13 protein-coding genes are annotated in these 14,237 nt (G+C 65.6%); 5 read left to right on the top strand and 8 right to left on the bottom strand.

The features are described from left to right. Window positions 1-86: 86 nt before the first annotated feature. Window positions 87-1,316 carry a phosphoglycerate dehydrogenase gene (gene serA / locus OEJ36_RS03795; RefSeq protein WP_021218284.1) on the bottom strand — a complete coding sequence of 410 codons (1,230 nt, stop codon included), beginning with the start codon at window positions 1,314-1,316 and terminating at the stop codon, window positions 87-89. A gap of 177 nt (window positions 1,317-1,493) precedes the next feature. Between serA and OEJ36_RS03790 the strand changes: the two genes are divergently transcribed. The 4 genes from OEJ36_RS03790 (at window position 1,494) to OEJ36_RS03775 (ending at window position 5,240) form a co-directional block, all read left to right on the top strand. Then, entirely contained in the window at window positions 1,494-2,885 is a 1,392-nt protein-coding gene (locus tag OEJ36_RS03790; protein ID WP_021218283.1) for an FAD-binding oxidoreductase, read from the top strand. Window positions 2,886-3,147: 262 nt separating this feature from the next. Beyond that, entirely contained in the window at window positions 3,148-3,813 is a 666-nt protein-coding gene (locus tag OEJ36_RS03785) for a fumarylacetoacetate hydrolase family protein (RefSeq protein WP_021218282.1), read from the top strand. Between the two features lie 69 nt (window positions 3,814-3,882). Next, complete coding sequence (locus OEJ36_RS03780) at window positions 3,883-4,800, top strand: SdiA-regulated domain-containing protein (protein ID WP_263400436.1); 918 nt, start codon at window positions 3,883-3,885, stop codon at window positions 4,798-4,800. Between the two features lie 92 nt (window positions 4,801-4,892). After that, window positions 4,893-5,240, top strand: coding sequence for a NirD/YgiW/YdeI family stress tolerance protein (locus OEJ36_RS03775; RefSeq protein ID WP_263400435.1), 348 nt, complete (start codon window positions 4,893-4,895; stop codon window positions 5,238-5,240). A 158-nt stretch (window positions 5,241-5,398) separates the two neighbouring features. Here OEJ36_RS03775 and OEJ36_RS03770 read toward each other — a convergent pair whose 3' ends face one another. The 7 genes from OEJ36_RS03770 to OEJ36_RS03740 form a co-directional block, all read right to left on the bottom strand. Beyond that, on the bottom strand, window positions 5,399-6,430 hold the full coding sequence (locus tag OEJ36_RS03770; protein ID WP_263400434.1) for a histone deacetylase family protein: 1,032 nt from the start codon (window positions 6,428-6,430) through the stop codon (window positions 5,399-5,401). A gap of 39 nt (window positions 6,431-6,469) precedes the next feature. Then, window positions 6,470-7,828: an APC family permease gene (locus tag OEJ36_RS03765; RefSeq protein ID WP_263400433.1), complete on the bottom strand. Its 1,359-nt coding sequence runs from the start codon at window positions 7,826-7,828 to the stop codon at window positions 6,470-6,472. 277 nt (window positions 7,829-8,105) lie between these two features. Next, window positions 8,106-9,149 carry an extracellular solute-binding protein gene (locus OEJ36_RS03760; protein WP_263400432.1) on the bottom strand — a complete coding sequence of 348 codons (1,044 nt, stop codon included), beginning with the start codon at window positions 9,147-9,149 and terminating at the stop codon, window positions 8,106-8,108. Between the two features lie 17 nt (window positions 9,150-9,166). After that, window positions 9,167-9,955, bottom strand: a complete 789-nt coding sequence (locus OEJ36_RS03755) for an ABC transporter permease (protein WP_021218276.1) — start codon at window positions 9,953-9,955, stop codon at window positions 9,167-9,169. Continuing rightward, window positions 9,952-10,866 (bottom strand): ABC transporter permease, encoded by a 915-nt coding sequence (locus OEJ36_RS03750; protein WP_263400431.1) that lies wholly within the window; start codon window positions 10,864-10,866, stop codon window positions 9,952-9,954. The genes OEJ36_RS03755 and OEJ36_RS03750 overlap by 4 nt, the downstream gene beginning before the upstream one ends. After that, entirely contained in the window at window positions 10,863-11,912 is a 1,050-nt protein-coding gene (locus OEJ36_RS03745) for an ABC transporter ATP-binding protein (RefSeq protein WP_263400430.1), read from the bottom strand. The genes OEJ36_RS03750 and OEJ36_RS03745 overlap by 4 nt, the downstream gene beginning before the upstream one ends. Before the next feature lie 202 nt (window positions 11,913-12,114). After that, the gene (locus tag OEJ36_RS03740) at window positions 12,115-12,948 is read right to left on the bottom strand and encodes a MurR/RpiR family transcriptional regulator (RefSeq protein ID WP_021218273.1); all 834 of its coding nucleotides are present in this window, start codon (window positions 12,946-12,948) and stop codon (window positions 12,115-12,117) included. A gap of 197 nt (window positions 12,949-13,145) precedes the next feature. On the opposite strand from OEJ36_RS03740, the gene OEJ36_RS03735 reads away from it, so the two are divergent. After that, window positions 13,146-14,204, top strand: coding sequence for a spermidine/putrescine ABC transporter substrate-binding protein (locus tag OEJ36_RS03735; protein ID WP_263400429.1), 1,059 nt, complete (start codon window positions 13,146-13,148; stop codon window positions 14,202-14,204). The last annotated feature ends 33 nt before the right edge of the window (window positions 14,205-14,237 follow it).

The following is a 14,237-nucleotide window of genomic DNA, read 5'->3' as shown; positions in this document are numbered from 1 at the left end:
GGCCGAGAAGCGCGGAGTTCACATCTGTGAATGAGCACTTCGAGGCCGTTCCCAACGCCGTATCGCCGACGCGCAGCAGCCCTGGGTTAGAAGAGGACGCGGCTGCGAATGGTGCCGTTCACGTGCTGCAGCTTCTCCAGCGCCAGGTCCGAGTACTCGGCGTCGACGTCGATCACCACGTAGCCGACCTTGGCATTGGTCTGCAGGTACTGGCCGGAGATGTTGATGCCATTGTCGGCGAACACCTTGTTGATTTCGCTCATCACGCCGGGAACGTTGGCGTGGATGTGCAGCAGGCGGTGCTTGCCGGGGTGCGACGGCAGGGCCACTTCGGGGAAGTTGACCGAGGACACGGAGGTGCCGTTGTCGCTGTACTTGACCAGCTTCTCGGCCACTTCCAGGCCGATGTTGGCCTGGGCCTCGGCGGTGGAACCACCGATGTGCGGGGTCAGGATCACGCGATCCAGGCCACGCAGCGGGCTTTCGAACTCTTCGTCGTTGGACTTCGGCTCGACCGGGAACACGTCGATGGCGGCGCCGATCAGGTGCTCGTCCTTGATGGCGGCGGCCAGGTGGTCCAGTTCGACCACGGTGCCGCGCGCGGCGTTGATCAGGATGCCGCCCTTCTTGATGGCGCGGATTTCCTTCTCGCCGATCATCCACTGGGTGGAGGGCAGCTCGGGAACGTGCAGGGAGACGATGTCGGACATGCCCAGCAGCTCGTGCAGGTTACCGATCTGGGTGGCGTTGCCCAGCGGCAGCTTGGTCAGGGTGTCGTAGAAGAACACCTGCATGCCCAGGGCCTCGGCCAGTACCGAGAGCTGGGTGCCGATGGAGCCGTAGCCGACGATGCCGAGCTTCTTGCCACGGATCTCGAAGGAGTTGGCCGCCGACTTGATCCAGCCACCACGGTGGCAGGAGGCGTTCTTCTCCGGGATGCCGCGCAGCAGCAGGATGGCTTCGGCCAGAACCAGCTCGGCCACCGAGCGGGTGTTGGAATAGGGCGCGTTGAACACGGCGATACCGCGTTCGCGGGCGGCGTTCAGGTCGACCTGGTTGGTACCGATGCAGAAGCAGCCCACGGCGATGAGCTTCTTGGCGCAGTCGAACACTTCCTCGGTCAGCTGGGTGCGGGAGCGGATGCCGATGAAATGGGCATCAGCGATCTTTTCCTTCAGTTCGTCGTCCGAGAGCGCGCCCTTGAGGTACTCGATGTTGCTGTAGCCGGCGGCCTTCAGGGTGTCCACGGCGTTCTGGTGGACGCCTTCGAGGAGAAGGAACTTGATCTTGCTCTTGTCGAGGGAGGTCTTGCTCATCTGCGTACCTATTTGTCCCGGTAGAAAAGTTCAGAAGGCTGTGCTGCAGCTACCCCGCAAAACGCCTGTAAGGCATGATTCACGGGGTGCGTATGCTAGCATGTTCTCCTTTTTCCTTGCTCGGTTGCGACCTGAAACGTTCTCAGGGCGACCATGAATGATTCGAGAGTTCCCTTGATGACCAATGTTGCCCTGATCGAAGAGCTGAAGACCCTGGTTGAGCCTGGCAAGGTGCTGACCGACGCTGATTCCCTGAACGCCTACGGCAAGGACTGGACCAAGCACTTCGCGCCAGCGCCTACCGCCATCGTCTTCCCCAAGACCACCGAGCAGGTGCAGGCCATCGTCCGCTGGGCCAACCAGCACAAGGTCGCCCTGGTGCCCTCGGGCGGCCGTACCGGCCTTTCCGCTGCCGCCGTCGCCGCCAATGGCGAGGTGGTCGTGGCCTTCGACTACATGAACCAGATTCTCGAATTCAACGAATTCGACCGCACCGCCGTGTGCCAGCCGGGTGTGATCACCGAGCAGCTGCAGAATTTCGCCGAGGACAAGGGCCTGTACTACCCGGTGGACTTCGCCTCTGCAGGTTCCAGCCAACTTGGCGGCAACATCGGCACCAATGCCGGCGGGATCAAGGTCATTCGCTACGGCATGACCCGTAACTGGGTCGCCGGCCTCAAGGTCGTCACCGGCACCGGCGAGCTGCTGGAGCTGAACAAGGACCTGATCAAGAACGCCACCGGCTACGACCTGCGCCAGCTGTTCATCGGCGCTGAAGGCACCCTGGGCTTCGTGGTCGAGGCCACCATGCGCCTGGATCGCGCGCCGAAGAACCTCACCGCGATGGTCCTCGGCACCCCCGATTTCGATTCGATCATGCCGGTGCTGCACGCCTTCCAGAGCAAGCTGGACCTCACCGCCTTCGAATTCTTCTCCGACAAGGCCCTGGCCAAGATCATGGCCCGTGGCGACGTGCCGGCGGCCTTCGAGACCGAATGCCCCTTCTATGCGCTGCTGGAGTTCGAAGCCACCACCGAGGAAGTGGCCAACGACGCCCTGGCCACCTTCGAGCACTGCGTGGAGCAGGGCTGGGTGCTGGACGGCGTGATGAGCCAGAGCGAGCAGCAGCTACAGAACCTATGGAAGCTGCGCGAGTACATCTCCGAGACCATCTCCCACTGGACGCCCTACAAGAACGACATCTCGGTGACCGTTTCCAAGGTGCCGGCCTTCCTCAAGGACATCGACACCATCGTCGAAGCCAACTACCCGGACTTCGAAGTGGTCTGGTTCGGCCACATCGGCGACGGCAACCTGCACCTGAACATCCTCAAGCCGGACGCCCTGTCCAAGGACGAGTTCTTCGCCAAGTGCGCGACCGTCAACAAGTGGGTGTTCGAGACCGTGCAGAAGTACAACGGCTCGATCTCCGCCGAACACGGCGTGGGCATGACCAAGCGCGACTACCTCACCTACAGCCGCTCGGAGCCCGAGATCGCCGTGATGAAGGCCATCAAGGCGGTGTTTGATCCTAACGGGATCATGAACCCCGGCAAGATTTTCAACTGAGAGCTACTGCGCTCGGCCATGCTGCGTTGAAAACAGGTTCGGACGGCATGCTCTTCTGCCGAACGCCCGCAAGGGCGGCCCGGAGGGCGAACGAAGTGAGTAATGCTCATTTACGGCTCGTAAACTCCGCGTCCTCACCTGTTTTACGCACTGGCGTGCGCCCTTCGGGCCAGCCTCCGGCTGTTACTCCCGTTGGTCGTTGCGCCTTGCCTGACCTTCGCTCGTGACGCTCTCAGCGTCCTCATTCTCAAGGAGTCGGTAAATGAGCTATCAGCACCAGTACGTCGACGGCACCCGCATCCATTTCCCCCTCGGCAAGGTCGTGTGCATCGGCCGCAACTACGCCGAGCACGCCAAGGAACTGAACAATCCGGTGCCCACCGAGCCGCTGCTGTTCATCAAGCCGGCCTCCAGCGTGGTGCCCATCGAAGGCGGCTTCTCCATTCCCGAGGACCGTGGCGTGGTGCATTACGAAGCGGAGATCGCCGTGCTGATCGGCAAGCCGCTGTCGCGCAACCCCAGCCTGGAAGAGGCCCGTGACGCCATCTCCGGCTTCGCCCCGGCCCTGGACCTGACCCTGCGCGACGTGCAGGCCAAGCTCAAGGAGAAGGGCTGGCCCTGGGAAGTCGCCAAGGCCTTCGACGGCGCCTGCGTACTGGCCCCCTTCGTGCCGGGCGACGCCATCGAGGAGCTGAGCGACATCGGCATCCGCCTGACCATCAATGGCGAAGTGCGCCAGGACGGCAACAGCAGCGACATGCTCAACCCCGTGCTGCCGCTGCTCCAGGCCATCAGCCAGCACTTCAGCCTGCAGCCGGGCGACGTGGTGCTGACCGGCACCCCGGTGGGCGTCGGCCCGCTGAACAAGGGCGATGCCCTGGTACTGGAACTGGTCGGTCACTCTTCGTTCGACAGCGGCGTTATCTAACGTCCGCCAGGGAACTTCGGGGGTGGCAGGCGATCTGACTGCCACCAACCGAAGCCGTAGCCACTGGCCATGTCCTTTCCCCGCCCCAACCTCCGCACCTGCACCCTTCTGGTCCTGTTCGCGGCCTGCGTCGCCTCCATCCGCTATCTGCACCTCGACGATCGCGCCTCCCTCTGGCTCAGCGAACGCAACCTGAGCAAGGGCGAGCGCGCCGCCAGCATCTGGCTGCCGGGCTACAAAGCGGTGCTGCAGGGCAAGCCCCTGGCGGGCCTGGAGAACGACGAAACCTCCGACCTGGCCTACAACCCGGTCACCGGCACCCTGTTCACCGTCACCGGCAAGGCACCCCAGCTGGTGGAACTGACCCGCGAAGGCGACGTGCTACGGCGCATTCCGCTCAAGGGCTTCTCCAACCCCGAAGGCGTGGCGGTGCTGGAGAACGGCAATGTCGCGGTCACCGACGAGCGCCGCCGCAGCCTGTCGATCTTCCGCCTCGACCCGCTGACCCGCGAGCTGGACGTGACCCAGGGCGACGAGTTCGACCTGGGCTTCCCGGATTCCGGCAACAAGGGCTTCGAAGGCATCGCCTGGGACCCGGCGCAAAGCCGCCTGCTGCTGGGCAAGGAACGCACCCCGGAGATGTTCAGCCTGAACAGCGATGGCAGCCGCCACCTGGAAGGCAGCCTGCGCCCCTTGCCGGGCTACGGCCTGGGCATGCGCAACCTCTCGGCCCTCAGCGTCGACCCGCGCACCGGCCACCTGCTGGTGCTCTCGGCGCAATCCAACCTGCTGCTGGAGCTGGACGAGAGCGGCGAGCCGGTGAGCTTCATCAGCCTGCTGGGCGGCCTCAATGGCCTGGAACGGCGTATCCCCCGCGCCGAGGGCGTGGCCATGGACGAGCACGGCGACATCTACATGGTCAGCGAGCCCAACCTCTTCTACGTGTTCCGCAAGGCCGACAGCGCCGATGCCGCCGAGCGCGGCTGACGCATTCAGCTTCGCTTAAGGCTGTTTTAAGCCTGGCTTCAGCGCCGCGCCATAGCCTGATCCCGTCAACCACATCGAACGGGATCAACCCCATGAACACCAAGTACCTCGCCCTGCTCATCGCCCCGCTGTTCTCCACCGCCGCCCTGGCCTCCAGCTACACCGGCCCCGGCTCCACGCCCCAGGTCACCACCGTGGCCGCCGCCATGGAAGCCGCCGACGACGCCGCCGTGGTGCTCCAGGGCCAGATCGTCAAACGCATCAAGGGCGATATCTACGAATTCAAGGACGCCACCGGCACCATCAAGGTCGAGATCGACGACGAGGACTGGCCGCCCCACGCCATCGACGACAAGGCCCAGGTCAAGCTCACCGGTGAAGTGGACCGCGACCTGATGGGCCGCGAGATCGACGTCGAGTTCGTCGAGCGGGTCAACTGATCCAGCCCCGTCCTCCAAACGGCCCCATTACGGGGCCGTTTTTCGTTGGGGGATTTGCTGTTCCGAAAGAGAGGATGGCGCACCTGTGCATGATGGGTTTCGCTTCGCTCTACGCCATCCTACGAAAGCGGTCATCCGGGGCTTTAGCCGCGACGCCCTCACGCCACGCCATCGAACCCCTGCAGCACATTGATCGCGTTGATGCCGATCTCCTCCACCGCATAACCCCCCTCCATCACGAACAGGGTCTGCAGGCCGAGCTGGCCGATGATCTCGCCCATGCGCAGGTAGTCCGGGCTGTCGAGCTTGAACTGCGAGATGGGGTCTTCCTTGAAGGTGTCCACGCCCAGGGACACCACCAGCGCGTCCGGGGCGAAGGCGGCGATCTGTCGGCAGGCGTCGGCCAGGGCGTGGCTCCATACCGCCCAGTCGCTGCCCTCGGCCAGCGGGTAGTTGAAGTTGAAGCCCCTGCCCGCGCCCTCGCCCTTCTCGTCGGCGAAGCCGAGGAAGTAGGGATACTCGAAGCGCGGGTCGCCGTGGATCGAGGTGAACAGCACGTCGGCGCGGTCGTAGAAGATGTCCTGGGTGCCGTTGCCGTGGTGGTAGTCGACGTCGAGCACCGCCACGCGCTTGGCGCCCTTGTCCAGCAAGGCCTGCACGGCGATGGCGGCGTTGTTCAGGTAGCAGTAGCCACCCATGTAGTCGGCGGCGGCGTGGTGGCCCGGCGGGCGGCACAGGGAGAACACCCCGCGCGCGCCCTTGGCCAGTTCGGCCTGACCGCTGAGGGCGACGTTGGCCGAACTGGTGATGGCCTGCCAGGTGCCGGCGGTGATGGGCGCGCCGGCGTCGAAGGAGTAGTAGCCCAGGCGGCCGTCGATGTCGGTGGGCTCCACCTGGCGCAGGCGCCGGGTCGGCCAGGCGATGGGCAGCATGTCGTGGCTGCGGCCCTTGGCCTGCCAGTCGGCCCAGGCGTTCTGCAGGAAGCGTACGAAGCCTTCACTGTGTACCCGCAGGATCGGCGCCAGGCCGAAGTCGTGCGGCGCCTGGATGGCGCCGAGCTGCACGGCCTTGGCGCGGTCCAGGACCATGTCGGCGCGGCTGGGCTTCTCGAAGCAGGGGGTGAACTGGCCGCCGATGAGTTCGTGCTTGCCGTGGTGCAGGTGATGGTCGTCGCTGTAGATGGTCAGCATGTCCGGCTCCTTGCGAGGCTGGGTGAATGGTCGGTTCGATCAGTGTTCGGAGAACTGCACCTGGGGCGCCGGCCGCCTGAAGCCGCCGGTGTGCCAGGCCAGGTAGATGAAGCCGGCGGCGAACCAGGCCAGGCCGATGCCCAGGGTCAGCGCCGAGAGGCTGGTCCACAGCCAGGCGATCAGGCCGAAGCCGATCAGCGGCATCAGCCCGTAGCGCAGCCTGTCGCCGAGGCCGTGGGGCTGGCCGTCCAGCAGGTGGCTGCGGATCACCGCCAGGTTCACCACCGAGAAGGCCACCAGGGCGCCGAAGCTGATCATCGAGGCCAGGGTGGTGAGGTCGATGACGATGGCCAGCAGCGAAACCAGGGACACCAGCAGGATCGACAGGGTGGGCGTGCGGTAGCGCGGCGAAAGGCGGCCGAACACGCGGCGCGGCAGGATGCCGTCGCGGCCCATGCTGAACAGGATGCGCGACACCGAGGCCTGGGACGCCAGGGCCGAACCGGCGGCGCCGGCCACATAGGCCGCGGTGAACAGCGCTTCGAGCAGGCTGCCGCCGGCCTTGAGCATCACCTCGGTAGCGGCCGCGTCCGGGTCCTTGAAGGCGCTGCCGGGGAACACCAGCTGGCTCACCAGGGCCAGGAGGATGAACAGCAGCCCGGCGGTGACGGTGGTCATGACGATGGCGCGGGGAATGTCGCGGCGTGGGTCGCGGGCCTCCTCGGCCAGGGTGGACACCGCATCGAAGCCGAGGAAGGACAGGCACAGCACCGCCGCGCCGGCCATCAGCGGCGCCAGGCCGGGCTGGGTGCCATCGCCCAGCAACGGCGCCATGAGGTCCACCTCACCGCCGCCCAGGCTGCGCACGGACATCGCCAGGAACACCACCACGAACACCAGCTGCGCGCCGACGATGGCGTTGCTCATGCCCGACACCGAGCCGATGCCGCGCAGGTTGAGCAGGGTGACCAGGGCCACCGCCGCCACCACGAAGGCCCAGGCCGGCACGGCGGGGAAGGCGATGTTGAGGAACAGGCCGATCACCAGGTAGTTGATCATCGGCAGGAACAGGTAATCGAGCAGCAGCGACCAGCCGGCGAGGAAGCCCACCGCCGGGCCGAAGCTCAGGCTGGCATAGGAATACGCCGAGCCCGCCACCGGGTACTTGCGCACCATGAAGCTGTAGGAGAAGGCGGTGAAGATCATCGCCGCCAGGGTGGCCACGTAGGCCAGCGCGGTGCGCCCGCCGGTGATCTCGGTGACCACGCCATAGGTGGTGAACACCGTCAGCGGCACCATGTACACCAGTCCGAAGAACACCAGGGCGGGCAGGCCGAGGATGCGCCGCAGGTGGGTGCCCTGGGCACTGTGGGTGAAATCGTCGAAGGCTTTGCTCATGGAAATACCTCGCGGGCACCTGCCAGGCAGGCGCTCAGGGGTGGATCGTCGGGCGCGTCGTGCGTCGAGGGGCGGGCCGTATCGGCCCCGGGTCAGCTGGCGGGCAAGCGGCCGCTGCGGGGGATGGCGCTAAGGCAGGTGATGCGGGGCATGGCGGTTCACTCTCTTGTTCTTGTGCATGGGCGCCGGAGGGCGCGGATGGCCGGCGCGTCGCTCCCGTCGACGCGCCAGGGGGCTCGAGGTGGTCCGGCCCGCCCGACGGCGGGCCGGAAGCCGGTCATTTCTTCAGCTTGGTCCATACCTTGCTGCGCAGGCTCAGGGCTTTGGGCGAGCAGAGCTTGAAGGTCTTCAGGCGCTCCAGCTTGTCCTGCGGGGTGTTGATCGCCGGGTCATCGAACAGCTCCTTCTCCATGAAGGTGGCCGAGCCCTCGATGGCGTTGTTGTACTTGGCGAAGTTGGAGGCCGCGGCGATGTTCTCCGGCAGCATCATCCAGTTGATGAAGGCGTGGGCTTCCTCGACGTTGGCCGCGTCCTTGGGGATCACGAAGTTGTCGATGAACACGTGGATGCCTTCCTTCGGGTAGACGTACACCAGGCTGTCGCGCTGGGCGTGGGCGCGGTGGTAGGCGCCGTTCCACTGCATGTGCATGGCCACCTCGCCGGCGGCCATGCGCTCGATGGTGCCGTCGCTGTTGTACATGGCCAGCAGCGGCTTCTGCGCCAGCAGCAGGTCCTGGATCTTCTTCGCGTCCTTCGGATCCTCGGTGCACTGGTCGATGGCCAGGTAGTGGGACGCGGCGATGTACAGGTCTTCGATGGAGTTGAGCGCCACCACCTTGCCCTTGAGCTCGGCCGGCGGTTCGAAGAAGGGCTTCCAGCTCTCCCCCAGGCTGCCGCCGGGCACCTGCTTGCTGTCGTAGCTGTAGCCGGTGGTGCCCCAGAGGTAGGGCACGCTGTAGTCGTGGCCCGGGTCGAAGTCGAGGTTCTGGAAGTTGGCCTTGAGGTTCTTCAGGTTGGGCAGCTTGGTCTTGTCGAACTTCTGCAGCAGGCCGTCGGTGGCCATGATCTGGATGAAGCTGTCCGAGGGTACCACCACGTCGTAGGCGCCGCCGCCGGCCTTGAGCTTGGCCAGCAGCGTCTCGTTGCTGTCGTAGGCGTCCAGGGTGGCCTTGATGCCGGTGTCCTTCTCGAACTTCTTCAGCAACTCGGGCGGGAAGTAGTCCGACCAGTTGGCCAGGTGCAGGGTGCCGGCGGCCTGGGCGGTGCCGGACAGGCCCAGGGCGAGCAGCAGGGAGAGCGCGAGCGGTGTGGTGCGGGTCATGACGGGCTCCTTGGGGCTCAGCGCTTGCGCTGGCCGATGTAGTAGGACAACGCAACGAACGCTATGGAGATCACCAGGATGATCGAGGAAATCGCATTGATCTTCGGCGAGATGCCCATCCTGATGGAGCTGAAGATGTACACCGGCAGGGTGGTCGCGCCGGCCCCGGCGACGAAGTAGGTGATGACGAAGTCATCCATGGAAATGATGAACGCCAGCATCGCCCCCGAGAAAATGCCGGGCATCAGCAGGGGGAAGGTGATCTTCCAGAAGGCCTTCCAGGGCGAGGCGTAGAGGTCGGCGGCGGCTTCGGCCAGGCGCGGGTCCATGCCCTCCAGCCGCGCACGGATCGGCAGGTAGGCGAAGGGGATGCAGAACACCACGTGGGCGATGAGGATGGTGAACAGCGACAGCTTCAGGCCGATGAAGGCGAAGAACATCAGCGTCGCCACGGCGGTGACGATCTCCGGCACCAGCAGCGGCAGGCCGAGCACGCCGCTCATGGCGGTCTGCCCACGGAAGGCGCGGCCGCGCATGCCCAGGGCAGCGAGGGTGGCCAGGGTGGTGGCGATCAGGGTGGCGAAGGTGGCCACCAGCAGCGAGTTCTTCGCCGCGCGGACGATCTCCGGGTCGTTGGCCACCACCGCGTACCACTTGAGGCTGAAGCTCTCCCAGATGGTCGCCGACTGGCCGCCGTTGAAGCTCAGCGCCACCAGCACCAGGATCGGCACGTAGAGGAAGGCGAAGAACAGCCAGGCAGTGGGGCGCACGCCGGTGAAGCGCCAGAGCGGGCCTTGCAGGTTCATGGGTGGCCTCCGGCGGTGCCTGGCTTGAAGCGCAGGCTGTAGAGCAGCATCGCCAGCAGCACGAAGCCGAGCAGGGCGAAGGACAGCGCCGCGCCCAGCGGCCAGTTGTGCGAGGCGCCGAACTGCAGCTGGATGAGGTTGCCGATCATCAGCGACTTACCGCCCCCCAGCAGCTCGGGAATGATGTAGTTGCCCAGGGAGGGGATGAACACCAGGATCACCCCGGCCATCACCCCCGGCATCGCCAGCGGCAGGATGATCCGGCGCAAGGCCTGGAAGCGGTTGGCGCCCAGGTCGAAGGCCGCCTCCACCAGGCGCCAGTCGAGCTTCTCCAGGCTGGTGTAGATGGGCAGCACCATGAACGGCAGGAAGGTGTAGAGCAGGCCGATGATCACCGCGCCGTCGGTGTAGAGGATGCCCAGCGCCTTGTCGGTCAGCCCCAGCCCGTGCAGGCCGCTGTCCACCAGGCCGCCGTTGCGCAGCAGCAGGATCCAGGCGTAGACCCGCACCAGCAGGTTGGTCCAGAAGGGCACGGTGACCAGGAACAGCAGCAGGTTGCGCTTGCGCTCGTTCTGCAGCGCCAGGTACAGCGCCGTGGGGAAGCCGATCAGCAGGCAGCCGGCGGTGGTCATCACCGACAGCCAGAAGGAGCGCTGGAAGATCTGCAGGTAGTCGGTGTTGAACACCAGGCTGTCGTCCAGGTCGCGCTCGTAGAGGAAGTTGACGTAGGCCTCCAGCGAGTACTCGCCCCACTTCACGCCGCCGTAATCCCCCGATTGCAGCAGCGAAACCAGCAGCATGATGCCTAGGGGCAGCAGCAGGAACAGGCCCAGGGTGAACATGGCCGGCGCGGCCAGCAGCAGGCGCCGGCGCAGCTGGCGGGCCTCGGCCTGGGCGCGCAGGCTGCTCATCGCGGCAGCACCCGCACCGCGCTGGCGGGCACCTGCAGGCGCACTCGGGTGCCGGCCTCCAGGCAGCCACCGGCGCCGTCGCGGTTCTGCCGGCGCACGCGGAAGCCGCTCTGCCCGGCCACGCGCAGCAGGTAGAGGGTGTCGGTGCCGACGTAGACCACCGTCTCCACCTCCCCTTCGAGGTTGCCGTCCAGGTCGATGGCGATGCGCTCGGGGCGGATGGCCAGGGTCACCGGGCCACGGCGCTCGCCGGGAGCATCGAGCACCTGCCCGTCGGCCAGGCGCACGCCGTTATCCAGCGCCTCGGCATCGAGGAAGTTGGTCTCGCCGATGAAGTCGGCCACGGTGCGGTCCACCGGTGCCTCGTAGATCTCGGTCGGGCTGCCGACCTGGAGGATGCGCCCCTTGTGCATCACCGCGATGCGGTCGGACATGGTCAGGGCTTCTTCCTGGTCGTGGGTGACGAAGATGAAGGTGATGCCGGTCTCGTGCTGCAGGCGCTTGAGCTCGATCTGCATGTCCTTGCGCAGCTTCTGGTCCAGCGCCGAGAGGGATTCGTCCAGCAGCAGCACCTTGGGTCGGCTGGCCAGGGCGCGGGCCAGGGCGATGCGCTGCTGCTGGCCGCCGGAGAGCTGGTCGGCGCGGCGCCGGCCCACGTCCGGCAGCTTCACCAGCTCCAGCATGCGCTGCACCGTCGCCTCGATCTCGGCCTTGGGGCGGCCCTGCATCTCCAGGCCGAAGCCGATGTTCTGCGCCACCGTCATGTGCGGGAACAGCGCGTAGCTCTGGAACACGGTGTTGACCGGGCGGCGGAAGGGCGGCAGGCCCTGCATCTCCTCGCCGTAGAGGCGGATGGCGCCGGAGCTGGGCTGCTCGAAGCCGGCGATCAGGCGCAGGAGGGTGGTCTTGCCGCAGCCGGAGGGGCCGAGAAGGGTGAAGAACTCGTTGGCGCGGATTTCCAGGGAAACCTCGTCCAGGGCGCGGACGCCCTGCCCCGGATCGCCGAACTCCATGCAGACACGGTCGATGCTGATCGCACTGGACATGCTTATCGCAAGCTCTAAGAGATTGTTCTTATTGGGCTTTTTCGCATGGCGCAAAGGCCCTCGACGCCTTTGATTCTGTCAGCGGGGGCGAAGGGGCAGAACGATATAAACGGACAAAAGGGGATAATTCCGGACAACTTGTGCAAGCCCCCGGCTGGGCGCCAGCCGGGGTGAGCCGTGCCCGGCTCGGGCGAGCGGGGTATCAGGTGCGGTACAGCTGCAGGCTTTCCACCCGTGCGCGATAGGCGCCGAGGCGCTCCTTCAGCTCGCCCTTGCGCTGGGCGGCGACGCAGTGCAACAGCACGTTGAGGGCACTGGTGAGGCCGCCGGTGGATTCGAGGATCAACCCCGTCTTGGTCTTCATGGTGACGATCCAGGGCGTGGAGATGTGCCGGGCGATGCCGTATTCGTCGGTGAACACCACCAGGTCGGTGTCCTCCTTGAGGGTGTTGGCGAAGGCGATGCCGACATCGGCATAGGGCGCGATATCGATCAGCACCACGCAGCAGCGCTCGTCGCGACTGTCCACCCACTGGCCCAGCACGCCGCGGTAGAGGTCGAGGAACTCCACCCCCGAGCGCACCAGGGACAGGCGGCTGGCGAAGTCCTCGGCCAGGCCACGGATGGTCTGGAAGCCGCAGACGAACACGCGCTCGGCGCCGGCCACGCGGGTGACGATGTCCTGCCAGTGCTGGCTGTTGAGCTGGCTGCCGAAGCTGACCAGCGCATCGATCTCCTCGTTGAGGTGGGCGAGCAGGTCGTCCGGCTGCTTCTCCACCCGCTCGATCAGCGTGGTGTTGAGCAGCGACTGCACGCGGATGTCGTCGCGCAGCTCTTCCTTAAGGCTCTTCAGCCCCTTGTAGCCGAGGCGCCGCAGGAAGCGGCTGACGGTGTTGGGGCTGACCCCGCTCTTCTCCGCCAGGCTGGCGCCGCTCTCGAAGGCGATGGTCTCCAGGTTCGCCTGGATATAGGCCCACAGGGTGCGTTCGTTCGGCGTGAGCTTGCCGTCGATCTGCTCCACTTTGCTGTCCAGCATGCCCGGTTCCCTGTCGATTATTGGAAGATTAATGTCAACGTATTGATCAATGGAAGAAACATACTTTATGCTCCACGGCGAGGCAAAAAATAAAAACACCGATTCTTCCGCTTTCACTTCGGCCGCAAGGCCATGCAAGAGCTGCCCCAGCCAGGCCCGAGCCAAACCGCGCAGGGCCCAGAACGGAGAACAGGAACATGCCCGCTCCAACCTCGCGCCACCCCCTGCGACGCCTCGCGTCACGCCTGCTCGCAGGCTCCCTGCTGCTGGCCGCCGGCAGCAGTTACGCCGCCGAAGAACTGCACCTGTACAACTGGGGTGACTACATCAACCCCGAAGTCCTCAAGCGCTTCACCGCCGAAACCGGCGTCAAGGTCTCACTGGACACCTACGGCAGCAACGAGGAGATGCTCGCCAAGCTGCAGGCCGGTGCCACCGGCTACGACATCGTATTCCCCTCGGTGCACATGCACGACACCATGTCCGCCCTGGGCCTGCTGGAGAAGACCGACATCGGCGCCAGCCCGGCCTTCGCCAACATCGACCCGGCCTTCCTCCGCGCCAAGTCCGACCCCAAGGGCGAGCAGTGCCTGCCCTACGCCTGGGGCACCGTCGGCATCTTCTACAACAAGACCAAGGTGGATCGGCCGATCGAGTCCTGGGCGGATTTCTTCGCCCTGGCCGAGTCCGGCAAGAAGGTCATCATGCTCGACGACATGCGCGAAACCCTCGGCGTCGGCCTGATCGTCAACGGCAAGTCGGTGAACACCACGGACGCCGCCGACCTCAAGGTCTCCGAGCAGTGGCTGCTGGAGCGCAAGCCGCTGGTCTCGGCCTTCACCTACGACAGCGTGCCCATGGTGCAGTCGGGCGACGTGGCCGCCGCACACTACTTCGTCGGCGCCATGATGTACGTGAAGCAGGACCCGAAAAACCTCGCCTACGTCATCCCCAAGGAAGGCGCGACGATGTACCAGGAAGACATGTGCGTACTCAAGAGCGCGCCGAACAAGGCCAACGCCAAGCGCTTCATGGAGTTCTTCCTCACCCCCGAGATCGCCGCCCTCAACACCCAGCAGCAGATGAACGGCACGCCCAACCGCGAAGCCCTGAAACTGCTGCCGGCCGAGCTGCGCGACAACCCGCAGGTCAACCCGCCGGCCGACGTCATGGCCAAGCTGCAGATCTTCAATGACCTGGGCAAGGACCTGAAGAAATTCGACCGCGCCTGGACCCGCGTGCGCACCGCCAACTGAGCCAGCAAGAGAGCGGGTGCGCCAGCACCCGCC

Source organism: Pseudomonas sp. PDM13, from assembly GCF_025685765.1.
Lineage (GTDB): Bacteria > Pseudomonadota > Gammaproteobacteria > Pseudomonadales > Pseudomonadaceae > Metapseudomonas > Metapseudomonas solani.
This window is presented reverse-complemented; position numbering and strand designations above follow the sequence as displayed.

Bases quoted from the DNA above. Each gene is read 5' to 3' on its own strand.
- serA (WP_021218284.1), bottom strand. From the start codon at position 1,316: ATGAGCAAGACCTCCCTCGACAAGAGCAAGATCAAGTTCCTTCTCCTC.
- OEJ36_RS03760 (WP_263400432.1), bottom strand. From the start codon at position 9,149: ATGACCCGCACCACACCGCTCGCGCTCTCCCTGCTGCTCGCCCTGGGC.
- OEJ36_RS03750 (WP_263400431.1), bottom strand. From the start codon at position 10,866: ATGAGCAGCCTGCGCGCCCAGGCCGAGGCCCGCCAGCTGCGCCGGCGC.
- OEJ36_RS03735 (WP_263400429.1), top strand. From the start codon at position 13,146: ATGCCCGCTCCAACCTCGCGCCACCCCCTGCGACGCCTCGCGTCACGC.
- OEJ36_RS03775 (WP_263400435.1), top strand. From the start codon at position 4,893: ATGAACACCAAGTACCTCGCCCTGCTCATCGCCCCGCTGTTCTCCACC.
- OEJ36_RS03755 (WP_021218276.1), bottom strand. From the start codon at position 9,955: ATGAACCTGCAAGGCCCGCTCTGGCGCTTCACCGGCGTGCGCCCCACT.
- OEJ36_RS03780 (WP_263400436.1), top strand. From the start codon at position 3,883: ATGTCCTTTCCCCGCCCCAACCTCCGCACCTGCACCCTTCTGGTCCTG.
- OEJ36_RS03790 (WP_021218283.1), top strand. From the start codon at position 1,494: ATGACCAATGTTGCCCTGATCGAAGAGCTGAAGACCCTGGTTGAGCCT.
- OEJ36_RS03765 (WP_263400433.1), bottom strand. From the start codon at position 7,828: ATGAGCAAAGCCTTCGACGATTTCACCCACAGTGCCCAGGGCACCCAC.
- OEJ36_RS03745 (WP_263400430.1), bottom strand. From the start codon at position 11,912: ATGTCCAGTGCGATCAGCATCGACCGTGTCTGCATGGAGTTCGGCGAT.
- OEJ36_RS03740 (WP_021218273.1), bottom strand. From the start codon at position 12,948: ATGCTGGACAGCAAAGTGGAGCAGATCGACGGCAAGCTCACGCCGAAC.
- OEJ36_RS03785 (WP_021218282.1), top strand. From the start codon at position 3,148: ATGAGCTATCAGCACCAGTACGTCGACGGCACCCGCATCCATTTCCCC.
- OEJ36_RS03770 (WP_263400434.1), bottom strand. From the start codon at position 6,430: ATGCTGACCATCTACAGCGACGACCATCACCTGCACCACGGCAAGCAC.